Below are 20,491 nucleotides of genomic sequence, written 5' to 3'. Positions count from 1 at the left end.
ACTCTATTCAACGGTAACATGGCGAATGCCTATGCCCATAATGCGCTCATCGTTCCATGATGCACGGCCGGCGCCAGGGATATCGAGCGTTAAGCTATTATGCTGTGCCAGCAGCGTTTTAGGTATGCTTAATGTCAACGTTCCGCTCTGCATTAATTCATGCGTTTCGAGTGGCACATGATTAAAGCTGAACTTCACTTCATGTGGTTTATCATGGATCACATAATCAATTGTGATCTTGCCTTGTGCCCGCGCCAGATCTTCCTCGGTCAGGTCAAAGCGCAGTCTTGATCGCTTGCGGCGCGACCGGCGTTCGCCTTCAATCGGGTCCCACCAGCCGTCGAAAAATATGCGCTGGCTGGTAACATCTTCCCGCTGTCCCAGAATAATTGGATCGAACTGCAGTGCGCGAGAAGCCAGAATGCTGATGTCTGTTTCGTTGTCCATGTAATACGCGCGATATTGCGCGCTAACCATCGGCATTGCGATGAGATATAACACATAGAGATAGTAAAAACTAAGTCCAGCCAGTAAAAGAAGCTTGCTCATATCACAAACCACTCTCCGCCAAACCATCCGCGATACATAAACAGCAACCCTGCCAGCATCAGCGGAAGCATCATCATAGCCAGCCATCGCCGCTGCAATACTTGCGCTGCGGCCAGAAGAATGGGGGCCTGCCACCAGATATAACGCGGTAACGACCATACACCGGTAGAGAGCGGGATAAGAATGCTGATCACCGAAAACAGCGCCAATTCCGGCGTTCTGTTCCAGAGCAATTTGATGATCAACGCAGTAGCGATGACGAGATTGAATTGGTAGATCATATAGATCCGGTTGGGGCCGATACTGTCGATGAGCACTCTAAGCGGGTTTTGAAGTGAACGATCCCATGCGCGCTGGATGTGCGAAAATGCCATGGCATCGCCCATGGTGTAGTGAAGGTATGTCATGAATAATGTCATGCCAAGCGGGATCAACATGAAGCCTAACGCGATGTTCAGTCGTTCTTCATGATGTATGAAGAAGCGCTTTAGATTCACCAAGGTATATGGGAACAGCAGCACTACACCTACGGCGCGCACGCCAGATAATGCGCCGCCGAAAATCCCAGCCAAAATCGGTTGCCCACGATATATAAATATCAGCGATAAGCAGGTGAGCAACAGATACAGCGGCTCCGTATATCCGGTGTGTGCATAGATTGCATAGGGATTGAGAACGAGAACCAGCCCGCAAATCAGCGGATTAATGCGTGGCACGTAAGTGGTGCAAAATTTGATAAAAACCATGATGGCAAGGAAGTAAATGACTTTCCCTGTTATGGGCAGCGCCATTTCCGCGGGCAAGTCAAACACCCGGGATACCGCCCCTCCTATCAATGGAAACAGGGGGAAAAAGGCCCAATTTGCCGCCTCAGCGAAGTCATGTACCCGCGATTGGGGATGATAACCCCCGTTGATGATGCCAGCATACCATTCGCAATCCCACGCGCACAGGCCGGCAAAGGAGCCTCCAAACAAGTGAATCGCGATGAATTCGATCAGTAAACTGAGAAGAAACAAGACCATCGACAGAGCAATGATTTTTCTGTCGGCTACATCAAGTGGCCTCACATACGCCTCCAGGCATAAGCGCAAGAGCTCATTGTCAAGATTTCGGCCTTATTTTAAGGCGCTAACCGGCCTGCAGCCTGATGCGCTAATCGAATAGGTTCAGGCAGGCGATAACGTGTAGTGCAACGCATTGTCAACGCAACAGAAGTCGGGATATCAGCCCGATGCCCTGGTGAGACGAATACAGGTGAGACATTTGCTCGTGTCCGCACAACCATCCCGATGATTTCTTCCTGCCCACCCAGCCTCTTTACAGGTGTCCGCACCTTATCGTGCAAGGGTGTGAAAGAGCCTTTCTCAGGACCAGGTTCACCATGATAGCCGCATAACCGCGTTTTTCCGCAACCTACGCTGGGACGATCAAGTAGCAATCCCATATGTGCTGCTACGCCTATCCGACGCGGATGCGCTATCCCCTGACCGTCAAAAAGGAAAGCATCTGGCTCATGGCGTAGCTGTGAAAAGGCTTCGATGAGCACTGGCCCTTCGCGAAATGTAAGTAGACCCGGCACATATGGAAAAGGTGTTGGCAGCGTAGCGAGAGCCACTTCGATCACCTTAAAATTTGGCAAAGCGCAGACAACAACAGCCGCCTGCGATATGCCATTTTTAACACTCACATCAACACCAGCCACAAGCGCCACCGCATCAACATCGATGGGCTCATGGATGATCTGCGCCTGCAATTCTTTTTGCAGCGCAATGGCTTGAGTGGGCGTTAGGTCCCAATTATGCAATTTGCGAAGGTGCACAGCAGCTTTACTAGTTAGCAAAACGGAAGTGCAGCACGTCTCCGTCTGCAACAACGTAATCTTTACCCTCAAGCCGGAATTTGCCAGCCTCACGCGCTCCAGATTCACCCTTAAATGCTACGTAATCGTCATAGGCAATTGTTTCAGAGCGGATGAAGCCTTTTTCGAAATCCGAATGGATCACGCCAGCTGCTTGCGGTGCGCGTGTGCCGGCCGTAATTGTCCAGGCGCGTGCTTCTTTCGGGCCAATTGTGAAATAGGTCACAAGTCCAAGCAGCCCATAGCCTGCGCGGATAACCCGATTCAGGCCAGGCTCTTCAAGGCCAATGGCATCAAGATAATCTTTCTGCTCTTCAAGGGGTAAAACTGCGATTTCGCTCTCGATCTTTGCGGATACAACGACAGCCACAGCCCCTTCCTCCTTGGCACGTGCAAACACCCGCGCCGAGAACTCATTACCTGCCTCAGCCGAACCTTCATCGACATTGCATACATAAAGTACTGGCTTTGAGGTTAGCAGGCCAAGTCCTGCGAATGTGCGCTCTTCTTCCGGCTTTAGCTCGACAAGGCGAGCGGGTTTGCCGTCACGCAGCAATGGCAGGGTGCGATTAATGAGATCAAGCGCCTCTTTCGCTTCCTTATCCTGCCCGCGTGCTTTTTTCTCCAGCGCAATGACGCGCTTCTCAAGACTATCGAGATCGGCCAGCATCAGCTCGGTCTCAATCGTCTCAATATCGTTGATCGGATCTATCTTGCCTTCAACATGCGTAATGTCGCCATCTTCAAAGCAACGTACAACGTGGGCAATGGCATCAACTTCGCGGATATTTCCCAGGAACTGGTTCCCAAGCCCCTCCCCGCGCGATGCGCCCCGTACGAGGCCAGCGATATCAACAAACGTCAGGCGCGTTGGGATAATCTGCCCGGATGATGCGATGTTTGCTAGGATATCGAGGCGAGAATCTGGAACCGCAACATCGCCCACATTAGGCTCAATTGTGCAGAACGGATAGTTTGCTGCCTGCGCTGCCGCTGTCTGCGTCAGTGCGTTGAAGAGAGTGGACTTGCCAACATTAGGCAGTCCAACAATGCCGCATTTGAAACCCATGATCCTCAACAGCGACGCCCGCCGCCGCCCCTTTCGTTAAAGCAAAGCCCCAGCGGAGCTCTTATACGTGATTAATAATCAATTTTGTGGGGCGCACTTCAGTTAACGTCAACCTGATGCACGTTCACTGATGTTTTTGACATCTCCCCAACCGCGTCCTTCCATAGCCAGATGTACACGGTTTTGGAAAGTGACGTCATCGCCCTTGGCTAACAACGCTGCGTTGTCGGCAATAGCACGGGTAAGGTCATCTACCCAGTCAAATTCTGTTTTTGCAAAGTCGCCCAGTACATAACCATGAACGCGCGCCTTATCGCCAGGGTGTCCGATACCAAGGCGCACACGCCGGTATTCGTTGCCTACTTGTGCGGTAATCGAGCGCAATCCGTTATGGCCGGCATTGCCACCGCCTGTCTTGATGCGCAGCTTTGCAGGAGCCAAATCAAGCTCATCGTGCAAGACGGCGATATCATTGAGCGGTATTTTATAGAACTGTGCAGCTTCACTGACGGCGCGACCGGATTCGTTCATATAGGTTTGCGGCAATAGCAACAGCGTTCGCTCTGTCCCCAGCACAACCTCTGTTGTCATGCCCAGAAAACGTTTGCGCCATGGCGGCGCATTATGGGCGCGGGCAATTGCCTCTACCGCCATAAAGCCGATATTGTGGCGGTTGCGCGCATAGCGGTCGCCCGGGTTTCCCAGTCCGACGATGAGCTGCATAACGCCCCCTCAAGGCTTATTTATATATGGAATGCTCTATCTTTATAAAGCAGGAACAGGCGCGTTGTTTAACGCGCCTGTCCATTAGCGATTACGCTTCAGCGGTTTCCGTCGTTGCGCTAGCAATCGGAGCTGTCACGGTTACAACAGTGAAGTCGCTTTCGATTGCGCCGAACTCCGCGCCCTTAGGCAGCACGAGGCCGTCAGCGTGGATCGAAGAGCCGATTTCAAGCTTGCTCACATCAACCTCGACGAAGTCAGGAATCGCGTCAGCAGCAACAACCAGTGCAATCTTGTGGTGAACGATGTTCAGCGAGCCGCCGTTCTTGATTGCAGGGCATTTATCCTGGTTGATGAAGTGCAGCGGCACTTCAACTTCAATCTTTGCGCCCTGTGCAACGCGCAGGAAGTCAACGTGAAGTGGGAAATCCTTCACCTTGTCAAGCTGGTAGTCGCGAGGAATAACGCGGGTCTTCTTGCCATCAACTTCGATTTCGAAGAGCGTGCTGAGGAAGCCACCGGCGTAAATAAGACGCTTCGTCTCATTGAAATTCAGTGCGATTGGCTGTGCAGGTGCACCGAGGCCATAAATCACAGCAGGAACCTGACCCTGACGACGAATTGCACGGGCAGCCCCCTTGCCAACCCCATCGCGCGCCGTGGCCTTAAGCTGTTTTGCAGCCGTTTTGGCAGCGGACATATTTTTAATCCTTAAATAGTCAGTCGCAGGATCGAAGGGATAGACCACCCAATCCTTGCGGCAATACAACGAATACCGAAAACACAAACAGCCGCGCATTATGCACGGCCCTGAACCTTCGGTTCACGAAAGCGCTCGAGCCTCCAAGGGTGTCAGACGAGCACCAGTGTCTTATAGAGGCTTTTTCCTCAATTACAATACAGCTGATGCACCAATCGCGCAGCTAAATGTCGAGCGTGCGCACCATGAATTGAGCATCGTCATCATAGCTTGATAAAGTAGCTGTGATTGCATCATCCGAAATGGTCTCAAACCCCTGCCCGCGCCAGAATGGAAGGGAGTTGTTCACCGCGACCAAAGAGATATCCGCAAGACCGATAGCTTGCGCATGATCAACCAGCACATCAACAGCGCCAGCCCCCGCCCCATTGCCACGTGCCTGCGGCAGTAGTGCAAGATCATGGATATAGAAGGTTGCAGGAAAAGTTGGCATTGCCACAACCAGGCTATCAAGCTTGGGAGGCCTCATCGGATGCCAGGGGTGGCTGATAACATATCCATAAATCTCGTTATTTATCTCAAACACATAGCATCCATTCGGATATAACCGAAGCCGCTCTTGATACACTTCGATGCGCTCAGGATAGCTGGGATGAACATGCACGCCGATGGCGTGTACATGCCCCAGATCATCTGGCCTCATCGCGCGCCAAACGGATTGCTGCGTCATCTCCCGGGTTCGGTCGGATATGATCCCCGTTGCAGTGTCGAGTGTCGCCATGCCTGTGCCCGTTTCTCCTTAACTAGACATTGCCTGAGCAGCGCTGTCAGACGCCAGCCTTTGCCGCCTTGGCAAATTTACGATTGACTCTATCGCGCTTGAGTTTTGATAGATGATCAATAAACAGCACACCATTAAGGTGGTCTATTTCATGCTGCAAGCACGTAGCCAGCAATCCATCGGCATCAATTTCCTGTGTATTTCCATCAAGGTCCATATAGCGCATGCGAATGCATGCTGGTCGCTCGACTTCCTCAAAATATTCCGGAATCGATAGGCATCCTTCCTGATGGATGCGGAACTCATCATCAGATTCCCAAATGATTTCAGGATTGATGACCGTGAGTGGCTGTTGCCCCTCCTCCCGGCTACCTACGTCCACCACAAGCAAGCGCTTTGCTACACCAACCTGTATGGCTGCAAGCCCAATGCCGGGCGCGTCATACATGGTCTCGTACATGTCTGTGACGAGCTTGCGTATATCATCGGTAATAGCCTCCACCGGCTCGGAAACCATCTTTAGCCGGGGGTCGGGAATCACAAGAATGGGAAGAATTGTCATGCTGCCTCTAACCTCAATCCATGCGAGATAAGCATTCTTTTCATTCAGGTCAATATAAGGACATCACTTCATCGTTCTTTTTTTGTTCGCATTAATGCGCGAATCGGTTAAAGTAGCAATATGAATGACACTATTATCCTTTTTGGCCATGCATTTCAGCTGGCGCATCTTGTTGCGGGCGCGGGTATTGCTGCGCTCGTTCTTCTTGTCATTATTGCGTTGCAGCTTTCAGGCTTTATTCGCTCGCGACGCGATGAGACTTTCTTGGCAGATGAACGCGCCCGGGATCTGGATGCGCGCATAAATGAAATGCATAACTTGCAGGCGCAAATGACGGGGCGGATGCAAACCGTCGCGGAGATTTTCGGCACACGGCAAAATGATCTCGCCCGCTTTGTAGCTGAACGGCTGGAAGGATTGCAGCATCGTGTTGGACAGAACCTGGAATCTTCTGCGCAACAAACCGTTACACACCTTAGCAGCCTCAATGAACGATTAGCGCTGATTGATGCGGCACAGAAAAACCTCTCCGAATTAACCAGTCATGTTGTGGGGTTGAAGGATGTGCTTGCAAACAAGCAGGCGCGTGGAGCATTTGGACAGGGGCGTATGGAGGCAATCGTGCGTGATGGCCTGCCTATGAATGCTTACCAATTTCAGCCAACATTGGCCAATGGCAAGCGGCCTGATTGCCTTGTGAGTCTGCCGGGTGATGCGCCGCTCGTTATTGATGCCAAATTTCCGCTGGAAGGCATTTCAGCGTTTCGCGACGCCCAAGATGTCGAAGCTAAAAAACGTGCGATCCAGCGCGTGAGAAATGATGTCGGCATTCATATCCGTGACATTGCTGACAAATATCTCATCCCGGGAGAAACGCAGAATATGGCGCTTCTGTTTGTGCCTTCGGAATCAGTTTATGCCGATCTGCATGAGCATTTTGATGATCTGGTGCAAAGAGCAAACCGTGCGCGTGTGGTTATTGTCTCCCCCTCTCTTTTAACAATGGCAATACAGCTCGTTCAATCTCTAGTGCGTGATGCGCGGATGCGTGAAGAGGCTCAAACCATCCAGACCGAAGTGCGCCGCATGCTTGATGATGTGGGGCGTCTGCGCGATCGTGTGGAAAAGCTTGATACGCATTTCCGGCAGGCGCAGGATGATATTGGTCAAATCCGCATATCAGCGGAAAAGGTTACACGGCGAGGCGATGCAATTACCACGCTGGAATTTGAGGGGTAGACAGAAAACTAGAGACCACATGAACCATGAACACGACCCTGCTCTCCTCGTTTTTGCAAGCTGAGAGCAGGCTTCTGGCTTCACCTTTGGTTGCTTGGTCTCCAGGTTATTCTCCCGTCTGAGCTATTAATTACCAACGGATAAGGTATTTTATAAGGTTAGTGAAATAGCTCGCCCAGCTACCAATCCATGAAAATATAGAGTCAAAAATACCCGCAGTTTTCTTGGTGTCGTTTTCAGTTGGAGGAGGACCGGGAGGGGGCGAAACTTCATCTGACGAGGCAGCATTTTTCGCCGTTGATTGAATGGTATCCAGTGCAGGGATATCGTTCTGGGAGGCGATGGATTCATTTGTTGTAGCAATTGAAATTTCATCATCTTGTTCATTGAGAGATGATGTCAGAATCGTATTCTGTTCACCAGAAACTCCAAAGGAACGGCGTGCAGATGTAGAGCTTATCATATCTGAGCTATCAGATATGTCGCTCATTGATATGCCGTCTGTCGTTACAACATCGGAATTGTTATCTGCTTGTGGGGAATTCAGTAGGATATGCGCTTCCGCTTCCTGCTCGCTTTCATATTGAACATGTTCGTTTGTTGTAACGAATAAGCTTGCATCATCGTGTTCATTAAGGGAAGGCGTCAGAATCGTATCCTGAACCCCAAAGTTTCCTAAAGTGTCTCGTGAACTTGTGAGCGCATCGTTTGCCGGTGCAATATCGGTATTATTAGTTACTTGGGAGGAGTTCAGGGAGAGGTGAATTTCCGCTTTCTGTTCGCTTCCATGTTGAATGAGCTTGTTTGTTGTAGTGGCTGAATCCTCATCGAGTTTATAGAGAGAGGATCCTCGAAGCATATTCTGAACGACAGAGCCCCCAAAGATTCCACGTGAAAACGCAGAGCTTGCTGTTTCTGAGTCATTTAAAAGACTACTCATCGGCATATCATCTGCCGTTACAACATTTGTCTGTGGTACGTAGTTTCTATCTGCCTGATGTATGTTTTGCTCTACTTCAGAGGGGTTCAGGGAGATATGAACTTCTGCTCCCCTTCTCTCAATTCCATATTGATCTGAGGCAAGGCCGAGTCGCTGCGTTTCCCGCAAGATATCAGCAAGAAGATTCAGGGCTTCCTTTCGAATGCCCCGACATTTCTTGGTAGTAGCTTCTGCAATAAGTGCATTAATCTCCCTCTTTGCAGCAGGAAGGCCAAACTTTTTCATTTTCTTAGAAATATCAGAAGAGGATTGCTTGTTGCCAATGTATAAACCGGCAGGCGTTTGATCTAAATTTCCTGCTTTTTCAAATATAGATATTATTTTTTTGTATATATGCTCTAGGACGCCTTTATATAGATGTTCCTGACGAACATTTTGGGTGTTAGCGCTAGGAGTATGCGAGCCGCGTGATCCCAAGAAGCTGAAAGTATGCTCCAAATGATGCTGTATCGCAGCATAAGCGACTAAAGATGACGTGCGTAAGTCAGCATTTGTGGCACTATTGAACAACGGCGGACAGCCGGTGCTTTCAAACTTTACAAATAACTCGGATACGCCATCGTTTTCGCTGGGCTTGAGGCAATCAAAAAGTATCGTGCCGCTTTGACCAGGCATGCGCCTTTCAAAGTCTTCAATCCCATTTTGAAGAGGTTTGACGAGCACTCCTGGCACAATAAACTTCTCATCATGCCCTACGCGCTCTGCGAAATGCGTTGATATGCGCTTATACGATTCTTTATTACTTGTAAGGAATTTGTAAATGCGTTGATCCGGATCTTTCATTATAAACGTGCCGGATTCAAGCATATCACTGGCCAAACTGGCGTAGCTGGCATCTATAGTATTGCGAAGTACATCTTGAGAGGCGGCGGACGCCATCATATACCAGCTAAGCGCAAGGGTTGTGTAGCTGTTACTCTCAATTTCATATTCTTGCCCATTAATTTCTAAAACGAGCTTGCCTTCTGGGTCATGCCGGGATGAAAATAAAGCTGTGGCAATGTTCTCTCCAACAGTAATCAGTTCGATGATGTTAGAAATTTTCTCCGCCGAGACCTGATTTTCTGTTTTATTTAGAAAATCTTCAATCTTGCTCTTGATGTTGCTGCATGTAACTGCTGAATTTTCTTTTTTTACCCGAAGCGCGTCTATCAATGTATTGTTTTTAGCTATGAAGGAAGCTTCAGCTTTACGCGCTATTTCCTGACGTCCTTTATACAAATTAAAGTAGTCACTTATCATTCCTACTGGAAAAGATATATATTCAGATAGCGTGTTCCAAAGCCCCTTATCGGTTGGCTGGATGCTTACCGTTTTATGATCAATATCAGTTGATAACTCCAGACTCGAGGTCTGAAAAAATTTGCCATGCAAGCTTAACGGCCATGATGACCAACTTTCTTGATTGTTTGCGCCATCCGCCTGCTCAAGAGTTTCAGTATGCTCAAAGGCTTCACTATCAACCATGATATAGCCGCTATCATGAAGAGATGAGTTAGATAATGTTAAGGATGAATTAGATAGCGCTAATGACATGATTTAATGCCTTAATTTATTAAAAATTCACATGTAGAAATGCGATAAAATGGGGTATTGTTTGTATTTAGAATTTTATATTTCTAGAATTTATTTCTGTATGTGAGTTTAGGTAATTTTTGATAATAAATTAATGATGTAACTTTTAGTGCGAAAATAATTAACTTGTAAGAAATTAACCTCTTTGGGGGCGAAAGTCAACTTGTGAACATCCGTCGGCGATAACGGCAGAAATTGATCGTCGATTTGAACGAAAGGTTACTTTAATTTATTGATTTTTATTGCTTATTCTCTGGTCTGAAATTTAAGCTTGTCAGAATAAGGTGAGAAAACACGGCGTGTTTCATCAACTTCTAATGTTTTGCCAATGGGTGGAAACGCGCGTTGCGGGCAGGATGGCCGGTCGCATACTTTACAGCCGACGCCTATAGGCGTGGCCGCTGCCGGATTGCTCAGATCCAGTCCGTCTGAGTAGACGAGCCTTTCTGCGTGGCGCAAGTCACAGCCCAGCGCTACTGCAAATGTTTTACTTGGCGCTCTGTATCCGCCATGATCTCGGGAAACTGTGCGGGCAATCCAAAGATAGGCGCGTCCATCGGGCATGCGGGCGATCTGCGTCAGCACTTTTCCCGGGTGCGCAAATGCATCATAGACATTCCATAATGGGCAAGTGCCGCCAATGCGTGAAAAGTGAAAATCAGTTGCTGACTGGCGCTTGGAAATGTTTCCAGCGCGATCTACGCGGATAAAGAAAAACGGCACGCCTCGCGCATCTTGTCGTTGCAGCGTGCTGAGGCGATGACAGATTGTCTCGTAGCCGACGCCAAAGCGATGGCTAAGCAAATCGATATCATAGCGCAGGGCCTCTGCCGCCTGAAGAAACGTGCGATAAGGCAGGATCAAGGCCCCGGCAAAATAATTAGCTAGTCCAATCCGCGCGAGCCGTCGCGCTTCTGTGCTCATGAAGCGCCCTTGATTTACCAGGGTGCTGATTAGATCATCCTGCTCAAGTAGCGCAAGTTGTGTCGCGATCTGGAATGCCTGTTGTCCAGCCCGCAGGCGGGATGAGAGCTGCAGAATGTGCGATTGCGGATCATAGCTGCGCTGCACCTCCCGATCTGCGCCTTCTGCTTGCGTGGAGATTTCAACACGTACACCATGCCTTTGTGCAATGAGGGCTATGAGCTCTGATGCTGCATTTCCCGGCGGAAGATTTGTTACGGCTGAGAGGTTTTCAGCGGCAATATCAATCTCTTCTATATAATTGTGGCGCTCATACATAAACTCGCGCACTTCTTCAAAGGGTGCGAAGGGTAGAATTGCTTCTGGCGTGGCTCTGGCCTCTCCGGTTCTGTCGTCGCTTATTCGTGCGGCTAATGTTGCTGCTTGCTCTGCCATTTGCCGATAGCGACCATGCAGGTGAATGAAGGCCCGTGCCACCGCCGGCATTGTTGCGGCAAGCTCCTGCACTTCGGCGCGTGAAATGTGTTCGCCCAGAAAGGGATCTGCAACGGCATCGCCAAGATCGGCGATCAAGCGCGCCTCATCATCTTCTGACAAGAGCTGTATGTCATTGCCAAAGAGCGCATCAAACCGCAACAGAAGTGCCGTGGTGACCGGCCGCTGGTTATTTTCCAGCTGATTAAGATAACTCGCCGACAAGCCAATGGCGCGTGCAAGCGCCTGTTGCGTCATCTGCCTGTCTTCCCGCAGTCGACGAAGGCGCACGCCAATGAAGTTTTTCTTTCTTGCTTCCCGCTTTGTGGCTGAAGTCCTTTTTGGCAAACACCTTCTCCTGTGCGGGCTTTATATAAATTTGCAATATTCGCAAAATAGCACATGCAAGGCGTAAAAACTATGCATCACAGGCATCTTGCTGCATTGTGTATTTGCATATATTGCAAACTATACAAGCATGATGTCGATGAAGGGCATTTCCTGTCATACTGCTTTTAAGGCTTCGGTTATTCCGTAAAATGTCATGCGGTTTATCCTCGTTGGCCGCCAGAATATCAGACGGGATCGCAGCGCATCGACGCTTACTGGCTCAATTAACGTCCAAGGAGCATCCAATGGTTACCCAGCACAAGGTCCGCACTTACAAGTCGTCAGAACATCTGGCGCGTGAAGATCAGCTCGCATGGAAAATAGCCGAGGTCGCTGCTGATCCGGTCGCCGTTGAGCCTGCTGTTGTGGACATGATCGGTAACCGTATCATCGATAACGCTGCTGTTGCAGCTGCCTCCGTCAACCGCCGTCCTGTGGCGAGCGCGCGTGGGCAGGCCGTTGCACACCCATATCAGCCAGGCGCGACTGTTTTCGGTCTGGAGCAGGGTCAGCGCATCTCGCCGGAATGGGCTGCATGGGCTAATGGCGTTGCTGTGCGCGAGCTTGATTTCCACGACACATTCCTTGCTGCTGATTATTCCCATCCGGGCGATAACATCCCGGCGGTTCTCGCGGTTGCGCAGCATACTGGCCAGAATGGTGCTGATCTTATTCGCGGTCTTGCAACGGGTTACGAAATCCAGGTCGACCTCGTGAAGGGCATTTGCCTGCACGAGCACAAGATCGACCACATTGCCCATCTTGGCCCATCTGCTGCTGCTGGTATTGGTACGCTTCTCAAGCTGCCAACCGAGATCATCTATCAGGCGGTACAGCAGGCGCTTCACACCACGACAACCACGCGCCAATCCCGCAAGGGGGAGATCTCCAGCTGGAAGGCTTATGCGCCTGCATTCGCCGGCAAGCTGGCAGTTGAGGCGGTTGATCGCGTATTGCGCGGTGAAGGTGCGCCTTCACCTGCCTGGGAAGGTGAAGATGGATTCATCGCGTGGATGCTTTCCGGTCCGAAGGCCGAGTATATCGTGCCGCTACCAGCAAAGGGCGAGCCCAAGCGCGCTATCCTCGAAACTTACACCAAAGAGCACTCGGCCGAGTATCAGAGTCAGGCGCTTATCGACCTCGCCCGCCGTATGGGGCCGAAGGTTGGTGATCTGTCGAAGGTGAAAAGCATCGTCATCCACACCAGCCATCACACGCATTATGTGATTGGTACGGGTGCGAACGATCCGCAGAAGATGGATCCGAAGGCCAGCCGTGAGACGCTTGATCACTCGATCATGTACATCTTTGCGGTTGCGCTGGAAGATGGCGGCTGGCACCATGAGCACAGCTATGCACCAGAGCGTGCTAATCGCCCGGCAACAATTGCCTTGTGGCATAAGATCTCGACGGTAGAAGATCCCGAGTGGACACGTCGCTACCACTCGCATGATCCAAAGGATAAGGCATTCGGCGGCCGTGTTGTCATCACGCTTGACGATGGCAGCGTAATTGAGGACGAGTTGGCGATTGCTGACGCTAATCCGCTTGGTGCGCGTCCCTTCAAACGTGCTGACTACATCAACAAGTTCCGCACGCTATCGGAAGGCGTGCTGGATGCAGTGGAGCAGGATCGCTTCCTCGCCCTTGTTGAGCGCCTGCCAGAGCTTTCAGCCGCTGAGCTTGGTGGTCTGACCTTCACACTGCCAGCTGGTAAGTTGATCAAGCCTGCATCTGGCATTTTCGACTGGAAGGGAGGCAAGTGATTGATGAGCGTAACCGAAACGTCCTCCGAGGCCCCAAAGCCAGCGCCGAAAAAATCGGTTGCGCTTTCGGGCGTCGTTGCCGGCAACACCGCGCTCTGCACGGTGGGGCGCACCGGTAACGATCTGCACTATCGCGGATATGATATTCTCGACCTCGCAAAGGACAGTGAGTTCGAGGAAATCGCTCACCTGCTGATCTATGGGCATCTGCCAACACAAACCGAGCTTGATGCCTATAAGGCAAAGTTACGCGAGTTGCGTGGATTGCCTGCAGCTCTCAGACTGGTGCTGGAGACATTGCCCGCTTCCGCGCATCCGATGGACGTGCAGCGCACGGCTGTTTCGGTGCTTGGCAGCGTGCTGCCGGAAGCGACTGATCATAACCATCCGGGTGCACGTGATATCGCGGATCGCCTGCTGGCATCATTGGGGTCGGCGCTGCTCTACTGGTATCACTTCAGCCACAATGGCCGCCGGATCGATGTAGAGACGGATGACGATTCCATCGGTGGGCACTTCCTGCACCTGCTGCATGGCAAGAAGCCAACGCCTTCTCAGGTAAAGGCGATGCACGTTTCACTCATTCTCTATGCCGAGCATGAGTTCAATGCTTCAACCTTTACCGCGCGTTCCATTGCTGGCACGGGTTCGGACTTCTACTCTGCTATCACAGGCGCTATCGGCGCATTGCGCGGTCCCAAGCATGGGGGAGCCAACGAAGTCGCGTTCGATATCCAGAAGCGTTATGCCAATGCGGATGAGGCAGAGGCCGATATCCGTAAGCGCGTAGAGGCGAAGGAAGTGATCATCGGCTTTGGTCACCCGGTTTATACGGTATCAGACCCACGCAATGTCGTGATCAAGGAAGTGGCGCGTCACCTTTCCGAGGATGCCGGGTCCAAGGGGCTGTTTGATATCGCAGCACGGATTGAATCTGTGATGTGGGATGTCAAACAGATGTTCCCCAACCTCGATTGGTTCAGCGCTGTCTCGTATCACATGCTCGGCGTGCCCACGGCTATGTTTACGCCGTTGTTTGTGATTGCGCGCACGTCAGGTTGGGCGGCGCATATCATTGAGCAGCGCGTGGACAACAAGATCATCCGCCCGTCTGCCAATTACACAGGACCGGAAAATCTTATGTTTGTGCCGATCAACAAGCGCACTTCCCCATCATAAGTATCGATGGCCGGCGGGACTACCTGCCGGCTTTCCCCTTTAATCACTGGTTTTCGATCACGCTCCAATGCCGCTCATACGCTTTCATCCGAGCTGGTGAGAAGTTTTGGTGTTAGGCGGCTGCCTGCTATTCAGTAAAAACACGGCCAGAGCCACAACATCGGACAGAGGAAATAAAACTATGCCTTATCTAGTTGCCTCAGATCTCCCCAATGAACCCGCTGGCCTGCGCTTTCGTGCATTGGTTGAGCGTGGCGGCATTTTGCAGATTCCGGGCGCCCATAACGGGCAGGCATCGATTCAGGTGCGCAATGCGGGTTTCGATGCGGCGTACCTTTCCGGCGCTGCGATGACGGCATCGATGGGGCTGCCCGATCTGGGTATCATCACTGTTGATGAGGTGGCGTTCTTTATCCGCCAGGTTGCGCGTGCGTCCGGCTTGCCGGTACTTGTCGATGGCGATACTGGCTATGGTGAAGCGCTGAATGTGATGCACATGGTGCGCACATTCGAGGATGCAGGCGCAGGCGCAGTGCATATCGAGGATCAGCTTCTGCCCAAGAAGTGCGGCCATCTCAACGACAAGAAACTTGCCGATGCTCATGACATGGCGGCAAAGGTTGCGGCAGCTGCCAAGGCGCGCCGGCACCTTTATATCATCGCACGTACTGACGCAGCGGCGAGTGAAGGCATTGAAGGTGCTGTGGCCCGCGCCAAGCTTTATATGGAAGCTGGTGCCGATGCGATCTTCCCGGAAGCATTGAACGATGCAGAGCTTTTCCGCGAATTCGCACGCCGCATGCCTGGCGTACCTTTACTCGGCAACATGACGGAGTTTGGTCGCACGCCATATTACACAGCGAAAGAATTTGAAGATTTCGGCTACAAGATGATTATTTGGCCGGTATCATCGCTGCGCGTCGCTAACAAAGCCCAGGAAAAGCTCTATACTGCGTTGAAGCGCGATGGCTCGGTTAAGGCCGTGCTGGATGATATGCAGACGCGTGCCGAGCTTTACGACACCATCGGTCTGGCACAATATGAGGCGCTCGATTCCTCAATCGTCGCGACGATCGTTCCGCCAACCCGTCTCGATGAAAAATAATCCACGCCATGCGGATTCGGAGATAACGCTTATGCGCCGCCTCCGGATGGGCGCTTCAGGACGGTGATTCATCGTAAAAGTGTGTAAATACACGTGGGTTGAGCAATGGGGAACCTCGCCTGCTTGACCGTCAAGTTGGCCTTCCTTACCTTATTTGGTAAGAGGCGCTGATGCGCATATTCCATATTAAGGATTTTAATCATGACCAGTAAGGTGACCGATTCCAGCTTTGAAGCCGATGTGCTGAGAGCGTCCGAGCCTGTTGTCGTAGACTTCTGGGCCGAATGGTGCGGCCCTTGCCGGGCTATTGCCCCTGCCCTTGAAGAGCTTTCAACCGAGTTCAGCGGCAAGGTGAAGATCGTCAAGCTAAACGTTGACGAGAATCCAGATACGGCAGCACAGTTCGGTATCCGCTCGATTCCAACGCTTCTGCTGTTTAAGAATGGCAAGCTTGCAGCGCAGAAAGTTGGCGCATCGCATAAGGGCGATCTATCAAGCTGGATTAATGCCAACACTTAAGATCGTTTGGAGATGCACCCTGCTGGGCAAGTTGAAGCTACTTCTTACAAGTTTAATTTGCTTGCCCAGAATCGTGCATACTATCTCTCAAGCGGCAATCCACTCGAAATCGGCCAATTGATGCCGGAACCAGGTGAATTGCCGTTTGGCATAATGACGGGTGTCTGTTTGGCCACCCGCAATTGCCGTATCAAGGCCGATTTCACCCCGTAAATAACGTATAAGCCACGGCACGCCATGAGCGCGCATGGCTGGAAGTGCAGGATCGAGATTCCGTTCTGCCATACGCCGCACTTCTTCCAACGCCCCGCGCTCCATCATTGTAATAAAACGACTGTTGATGCGTTGATTGACCTCGGCGCGCTCAGGCGCAAGAAACATCTTTCTTACCGGCACACCATCAAGCAGACCTGGCCGACGGGCATGGCGGAATGATGCCAGGGGCTTTCCTGTAGCAACCAAAACCTCCATTGCACGGATGATGCGTTGTCGGTCTGTGGGACGTAGGTTTGATGCTGTTTCCGGATCGCGCGCGGCAAAGTCCGCATAGAGCAAAGATGTCTCACGTGCTTCAGCCTCAGCACGAACAGTTGCGCGTATCTCATCAGGCACGGGAGGAATATCTGATAACCCCTCAAGAAGCGCCTTGAAGTAAAGCCCGGTACCGCCCGTGATGATGGGCAGCTTGCCGTTAGCCCAAATATCATCCAGCACAGTAGAGACATCGATCAGCCATCGCCCAACCGAATAATTTTCGGCCGCATCGACATGGCCGAAAAGACGATGTGGTGCCTCAGCCTCTTCCTCAACGCTGGGACGAGCGGTGATGGTGCGTAGATCCGCATAAACCTGCATGGAATCCGCATTAACCACCACGCCATTCATGCGTTGCGCCATAGAAATCGCAAGAGCAGACTTGCCTGAAGCGGTTGGGCCTGCGATGAGAATAGCTCGAACCTTTTCCGGCTCCCCATCACCCTCAATCATTGTTGGTTCGCATGACATCTGCAACACAATCCGCCATTACCCCATTTGTCGCCACGCTCATTGCCAGCCCAGCTGTGCCAGCGGTTAGCGATGCCGTTGTTCGTCGTGCAGCGCAAGCCCTTCCAGGGGCGCCATCAGCACGTTGGCTTGATACCGATATCGCTGCCGACCTGGTGTTTACGCCAGAAAGTACCGATTCGTCGCGTGATATCGCCGATCGTGTGCGGGCAGCTGTGGGGAATGAGCCGATTGACGTGGTCGTTCAGCCCCTGCTGGGGCGTCGCAAGCGTCTATTTCTGGCTGATATGGACTCAACCATCATCGGTCAGGAATGCATTGATGAGCTCGCGGATTTTGTCGGACTGAAGGAAAAGGTATCCAGCATTACCGAACGTGCCATGCGCGGTGAGCTTGAATTCGAACCCGCACTCCGTGAGCGTGTGGCGCTGCTCAAAGGCCTGCCAGTCGCAATGATTGATCGGATCATCGCGGAGCGCATCACCCTCACGCCCGGCGCAATGCGGTTGGTGCAAACCTTGCGCGCCAAGGGCGTTTATACGTGCCTTGTGTCCGGTGGGTTCACGCTCTTCACGCAGCGCATTGCAATGCTAACCGGCTTTCATGAGCATCGCGCCAACCGTCTTCTGGTTGCGGATGATCACCTTAGCGGGCTTGTTCAGGAGCCTATTCTAGGCCGGGAAGCCAAGCGCGCCACTCTGCATGAACTGCGTGAAAAGAATGGTCTCTCTTCTCACGAGACACTTGCGGTAGGTGATGGCGCTAATGATCTTGCGATGCTGGGGGAAGCTGGTTTAGGTGTTGCCTTCCGTGCCAAGCCTGCGGTGGCTGCTGCCGCGCATGCACGGATTGAAAACTCCGACCTAACCGCCCTCCTCTATATCCAAGGATACAAACGAGAAGATTTTATAGCCGACTCTAGTCTGTTTTGAGCTGATACACGAATAAATGATTAGAGCAAAATGCCCACGTAACTTGAATGCATTTTGCTCTAATGGCATTAACGGATGGGGAAAACAGGCGTTAATGCCATATATACGTGAGGCTTTTTTACATCAGCTTATATTGTAAGATCCTTAAGCATTGGCTTATTCCAGCCGGAGAGCAACGAAGCGTACCTCACCATCACGGCCCGAGATGAGTAGAAGCGCTGATTTTTTACCTTCTTTACGTAGCAATTCTATGCGACGTTCTACGTCAGCCGGCTTCGTGACGACCTGTTGAGCGACTTCGGTTATCACATCGCCTGGCTCAATATTTTTATCGGCAGCTGGTGATTGCGGATCGACCTCTACAACCACAACGCCGTTGATATCGTCCTTGATGGCATATTGTTGTCTAAGCTCTTCGTCTATGTCAGCCAGATCCAGCCCCAAAGTGCGTCGCAAGGAAGGTTCACCCGCAGTTTTTGTTGCAGATTCCTCAATTGCAGCTTTCTCACCATCCTCCAGACGACCAAGAGCAATAACAACGTTGCGCTCCTTGCCATCGCGCATCAAGGTCACATCTACCTTGGCGCCCACAGCCATTGCAGCCACCGTGCGGGAGAGATCGCGCGGTTCCTTCACCGCTTTTCCATTGATCCGTACGACAACATCACCAGCTTTCAGGTCCGCGCCAACAGCAGGTCCTTTCGGGTCAACGCCTGCAACGAGCGCTCCCTCCGGCTGGCTTAACCCGAGTGCTTCAGCGCTGTCTTCGTCCACGGGCTGGATACGTACACCAAGCCATCCGCGACGCGTTTCCCCGAACTCACGCAATTGCGCGATGGTTGGTGCTGCCAGCTCTGCAGGCACGGCAAAGCCTATTCCTACTGATCCGCCAGAGGGAGACAGGATTGCAGTGTTGATACCGATAACTTCGCCCTTCATGTTGAACAATGGGCCGCCCGAATTGCCACGGTTGATCGCTGCATCGGTCTGGATGTAATCGTCATAAGGCCCTTGAGAGATATCTCGACTTTGCGCAGAGATGATGCCTGCTGTTACCGTTCCGCCCAGCCCGAACGGGTTGCCGATTGCGACCACCCAGTCGCCGATACGCAGCGCATCAGACGCGCCAAACCTCACAGATTTTAATGGCTTGTCGGTTTTGACCTTAAGAACCGCGAGATCAAGTTTGTCATCGCGCCCCACAACCTCAGCCTTGCGTTTGGCGCCATCTGCGAAGACAACTGTAATATCATTTGCTTCACCGATGACATGGTTGTTGGTGACAACGATACCTGATGCATCAATAACGAAGCCCGAGCCCGCAGACTCAGACCGTCGAGATCCGCGAGGAGGTCCCTCGTTGCGGCGCTTGCGAAACTCGTCAAAAAGATCGCTAAAGGGCGTTCCCGGAATAGCCGGGGGTACATCGTTCCGCTTTGCGATAGTCTCTGTTTCAGATGCAGAAATGTTGACGACAGCGTCCATTACTTCGCTCGTCAAATCGGCGATTGCTTCTGGTCCGCGTGCAGAAGCTGGCAGTGTCAATGCAATCAGCAAGGTGGCCGTCACGAGCGGGGCGCAACTGCGCGATGCAAATCTGGAGCGTACAAGCAAGCGCACGTTGCGCGCTATCGCGAGAGCATTCCTGAACATTGTGCCATTTTCGAACATTGCGCTTGGCTACCTGTTGTTTCAAAGAGGTTCTACAGCGGTTTGCATTTTTCCTGAAACATGGACAACAATGCAATCTGCTAAATTGCCTGTCTCTTTCAGCAATTTCCGTTGGGTTTGAGCGTCCAGTGGGTTGCGGGTTGTTATAGTATACCACTCCAGCGTACAGCCCAAATAATGGCAATGCCAATCACCGCGAATATGAGGCCGACACGGCGCATGCGTTCTGCTGGCGATTGAGCCGCTTCGCTGAGCACCTTACGGGCCGCATTCGGGAAAGCAGCGAAGAAAATACCTTCAAGGGCCAGGAGAAGCCCGAAAGCGGCAAGAAAATCACTCATTCGGCGCGCACCCTCTCCCGCTTCAACCTATCGAGCCATCTTATTACTCGATTTTAGTTTATCCATTATAGCGTTTTTGGAAAAAGGAATAGCGCCTTTTCAGTTTGTAAATGCATTCAATAAGTT

20 protein-coding genes are annotated in these 20,491 nt (G+C 51.6%); 7 read left to right on the top strand and 13 right to left on the bottom strand.

Features of this window, described 5'->3' with window-relative positions:
* Nucleotides 1-3: 3 nt before the first annotated feature.
* From VRZ32_RS07840 to def, 8 genes are all read right to left on the bottom strand, one after another.
* The gene (locus VRZ32_RS07840) at nt 4-549 is read right to left on the bottom strand and encodes a hypothetical protein (protein WP_414525193.1); all 546 of its coding nucleotides are present in this window, start codon (nt 547-549) and stop codon (nt 4-6) included.
* Nucleotides 546-1,619: a mannosyltransferase family protein gene (locus VRZ32_RS07835; protein WP_414525192.1), complete on the bottom strand. Its 1,074-nt coding sequence runs from the start codon at nt 1,617-1,619 to the stop codon at nt 546-548. Before VRZ32_RS07835 ends, VRZ32_RS07840 begins: the two co-directional genes overlap by 4 nt.
* Before the next feature lie 53 nt (nt 1,620-1,672).
* The gene (gene nfi / locus VRZ32_RS07830) at nt 1,673-2,356 is read right to left on the bottom strand and encodes a deoxyribonuclease V (protein WP_414525191.1); all 684 of its coding nucleotides are present in this window, start codon (nt 2,354-2,356) and stop codon (nt 1,673-1,675) included.
* Between the two features lie 25 nt (nt 2,357-2,381).
* A complete protein-coding gene (gene ychF, locus VRZ32_RS07825) occupies nt 2,382-3,479 on the bottom strand; it encodes a redox-regulated ATPase YchF (protein ID WP_414525190.1) in 1,098 nt (365 codons plus the stop codon).
* A gap of 108 nt (nt 3,480-3,587) precedes the next feature.
* A complete protein-coding gene (pth, locus tag VRZ32_RS07820) occupies nt 3,588-4,202 on the bottom strand; it encodes an aminoacyl-tRNA hydrolase (protein ID WP_414525189.1) in 615 nt (204 codons plus the stop codon).
* Nucleotides 4,203-4,293: 91 nt separating this feature from the next.
* Nucleotides 4,294-4,902 (bottom strand): 50S ribosomal protein L25/general stress protein Ctc, encoded by a 609-nt coding sequence (locus tag VRZ32_RS07815; protein WP_414525188.1) that lies wholly within the window; start codon nt 4,900-4,902, stop codon nt 4,294-4,296.
* Between the two features lie 223 nt (nt 4,903-5,125).
* The gene (locus VRZ32_RS07810; RefSeq protein WP_414525187.1) at nt 5,126-5,683 is read right to left on the bottom strand and encodes a GNAT family N-acetyltransferase; all 558 of its coding nucleotides are present in this window, start codon (nt 5,681-5,683) and stop codon (nt 5,126-5,128) included.
* A gap of 46 nt (nt 5,684-5,729) precedes the next feature.
* Complete coding sequence (gene def, locus VRZ32_RS07805; protein ID WP_414525186.1) at nt 5,730-6,245, bottom strand: peptide deformylase; 516 nt, start codon at nt 6,243-6,245, stop codon at nt 5,730-5,732.
* Nucleotides 6,246-6,365: 120 nt separating this feature from the next.
* On the opposite strand from def, the gene VRZ32_RS07800 reads away from it, so the two are divergent.
* Nucleotides 6,366-7,484: a DNA recombination protein RmuC gene (locus VRZ32_RS07800; protein ID WP_414525185.1), complete on the top strand. Its 1,119-nt coding sequence runs from the start codon at nt 6,366-6,368 to the stop codon at nt 7,482-7,484.
* Between the two features lie 130 nt (nt 7,485-7,614).
* Here VRZ32_RS07800 and VRZ32_RS07795 read toward each other — a convergent pair whose 3' ends face one another.
* Nucleotides 7,615-9,951: a hypothetical protein gene (locus VRZ32_RS07795; RefSeq protein ID WP_414525184.1), complete on the bottom strand. Its 2,337-nt coding sequence runs from the start codon at nt 9,949-9,951 to the stop codon at nt 7,615-7,617.
* A gap of 354 nt (nt 9,952-10,305) precedes the next feature.
* On the bottom strand, nt 10,306-11,805 hold the full coding sequence (locus tag VRZ32_RS07790) for a short-chain fatty acyl-CoA regulator family protein (RefSeq protein WP_414525183.1): 1,500 nt from the start codon (nt 11,803-11,805) through the stop codon (nt 10,306-10,308).
* Between the two features lie 287 nt (nt 11,806-12,092).
* Between VRZ32_RS07790 and VRZ32_RS07785 the strand changes: the two genes are divergently transcribed.
* The 4 genes from VRZ32_RS07785 to trxA all read left to right on the top strand — a co-directional run bounded on the left by VRZ32_RS07785 (nt 12,093) and on the right by trxA (nt 16,416).
* Nucleotides 12,093-13,613 carry an MmgE/PrpD family protein gene (locus VRZ32_RS07785; protein ID WP_414525182.1) on the top strand — a complete coding sequence of 507 codons (1,521 nt, stop codon included), beginning with the start codon at nt 12,093-12,095 and terminating at the stop codon, nt 13,611-13,613.
* 3 nt (nt 13,614-13,616) lie between these two features.
* Complete coding sequence (gene prpC, locus VRZ32_RS07780) at nt 13,617-14,792, top strand: 2-methylcitrate synthase (RefSeq protein ID WP_414525181.1); 1,176 nt, start codon at nt 13,617-13,619, stop codon at nt 14,790-14,792.
* Nucleotides 14,793-14,973: 181 nt separating this feature from the next.
* Complete coding sequence (gene prpB / locus VRZ32_RS07775; RefSeq protein WP_414525180.1) at nt 14,974-15,897, top strand: methylisocitrate lyase; 924 nt, start codon at nt 14,974-14,976, stop codon at nt 15,895-15,897.
* Between the two features lie 198 nt (nt 15,898-16,095).
* Nucleotides 16,096-16,416, top strand: coding sequence for a thioredoxin TrxA (gene trxA / locus VRZ32_RS07770; protein ID WP_414526167.1), 321 nt, complete (start codon nt 16,096-16,098; stop codon nt 16,414-16,416).
* A gap of 87 nt (nt 16,417-16,503) precedes the next feature.
* Here the strand turns inward: trxA and miaA are convergent, their stop codons facing one another.
* On the bottom strand, nt 16,504-17,403 hold the full coding sequence (miaA, locus tag VRZ32_RS07765; RefSeq protein ID WP_414525179.1) for a tRNA (adenosine(37)-N6)-dimethylallyltransferase MiaA: 900 nt from the start codon (nt 17,401-17,403) through the stop codon (nt 16,504-16,506).
* Nucleotides 17,404-17,414: 11 nt separating this feature from the next.
* On the opposite strand from miaA, the gene serB reads away from it, so the two are divergent.
* A complete protein-coding gene (gene serB / locus VRZ32_RS07760) occupies nt 17,415-18,353 on the top strand; it encodes a phosphoserine phosphatase SerB (RefSeq protein ID WP_414525178.1) in 939 nt (312 codons plus the stop codon).
* A gap of 156 nt (nt 18,354-18,509) precedes the next feature.
* Here serB and VRZ32_RS07755 read toward each other — a convergent pair whose 3' ends face one another.
* Nucleotides 18,510-19,838, bottom strand: coding sequence for a Do family serine endopeptidase (locus tag VRZ32_RS07755; protein WP_414525177.1), 1,329 nt, complete (start codon nt 19,836-19,838; stop codon nt 18,510-18,512).
* On the opposite strand from VRZ32_RS07755, the gene VRZ32_RS07750 reads away from it, so the two are divergent.
* The gene (locus tag VRZ32_RS07750; RefSeq protein WP_414525176.1) at nt 19,819-20,145 is read left to right on the top strand and encodes a hypothetical protein; all 327 of its coding nucleotides are present in this window, start codon (nt 19,819-19,821) and stop codon (nt 20,143-20,145) included. The genes VRZ32_RS07755 and VRZ32_RS07750 overlap by 20 nt on opposite strands.
* 22 nt (nt 20,146-20,167) lie before the next feature.
* On the opposite strand, the gene VRZ32_RS07745 is transcribed toward VRZ32_RS07750, so the two are convergent.
* Nucleotides 20,168-20,365 carry a DUF2065 domain-containing protein gene (locus VRZ32_RS07745; protein WP_414525175.1) on the bottom strand — a complete coding sequence of 66 codons (198 nt, stop codon included), beginning with the start codon at nt 20,363-20,365 and terminating at the stop codon, nt 20,168-20,170.
* Between the last annotated feature and the right edge of the window lie 126 nt (nt 20,366-20,491).

The organism is Pseudochelatococcus sp. G4_1912 (assembly GCF_047501465.1).
Taxonomy (GTDB): domain Bacteria; phylum Pseudomonadota; class Alphaproteobacteria; order Rhizobiales; family Beijerinckiaceae; genus Pseudochelatococcus.
Note: the sequence above shows the minus strand (reverse complement) of the source record. Positions and strands in the feature narration are given on the sequence as shown.

What these genes read in the sequence shown, in the direction of transcription:
- VRZ32_RS07800 (WP_414525185.1), top strand. Translation starts at nt 6,366, where the DNA reads ATGAATGACACTATTATCCTTTTTGGCCATGCATTTCAGCTGGCGCAT.
- VRZ32_RS07840 (WP_414525193.1), bottom strand. Translation starts at nt 549, where the DNA reads ATGAGCAAGCTTCTTTTACTGGCTGGACTTAGTTTTTACTATCTCTAT.
- VRZ32_RS07785 (WP_414525182.1), top strand. Translation starts at nt 12,093, where the DNA reads ATGGTTACCCAGCACAAGGTCCGCACTTACAAGTCGTCAGAACATCTG.
- VRZ32_RS07795 (WP_414525184.1), bottom strand. Translation starts at nt 9,951, where the DNA reads ATGGTTGATAGTGAAGCCTTTGAGCATACTGAAACTCTTGAGCAGGCG.
- miaA (WP_414525179.1), bottom strand. Translation starts at nt 17,403, where the DNA reads ATGATTGAGGGTGATGGGGAGCCGGAAAAGGTTCGAGCTATTCTCATC.
- pth (WP_414525189.1), bottom strand. Translation starts at nt 4,202, where the DNA reads ATGCAGCTCATCGTCGGACTGGGAAACCCGGGCGACCGCTATGCGCGC.
- ychF (WP_414525190.1), bottom strand. Translation starts at nt 3,479, where the DNA reads ATGGGTTTCAAATGCGGCATTGTTGGACTGCCTAATGTTGGCAAGTCC.
- VRZ32_RS07745 (WP_414525175.1), bottom strand. Translation starts at nt 20,365, where the DNA reads ATGAGTGATTTTCTTGCCGCTTTCGGGCTTCTCCTGGCCCTTGAAGGT.
- VRZ32_RS07755 (WP_414525177.1), bottom strand. Translation starts at nt 19,838, where the DNA reads ATGGACGCTGTCGTCAACATTTCTGCATCTGAAACAGAGACTATCGCA.
- serB (WP_414525178.1), top strand. Translation starts at nt 17,415, where the DNA reads ATGACATCTGCAACACAATCCGCCATTACCCCATTTGTCGCCACGCTC.
- VRZ32_RS07815 (WP_414525188.1), bottom strand. Translation starts at nt 4,902, where the DNA reads ATGTCCGCTGCCAAAACGGCTGCAAAACAGCTTAAGGCCACGGCGCGC.
- prpB (WP_414525180.1), top strand. Translation starts at nt 14,974, where the DNA reads ATGCCTTATCTAGTTGCCTCAGATCTCCCCAATGAACCCGCTGGCCTG.
- def (WP_414525186.1), bottom strand. Translation starts at nt 6,245, where the DNA reads ATGACAATTCTTCCCATTCTTGTGATTCCCGACCCCCGGCTAAAGATG.
- prpC (WP_414525181.1), top strand. Translation starts at nt 13,617, where the DNA reads ATGAGCGTAACCGAAACGTCCTCCGAGGCCCCAAAGCCAGCGCCGAAA.
- VRZ32_RS07750 (WP_414525176.1), top strand. Translation starts at nt 19,819, where the DNA reads ATGTTGACGACAGCGTCCATTACTTCGCTCGTCAAATCGGCGATTGCT.
- VRZ32_RS07810 (WP_414525187.1), bottom strand. Translation starts at nt 5,683, where the DNA reads ATGGCGACACTCGACACTGCAACGGGGATCATATCCGACCGAACCCGG.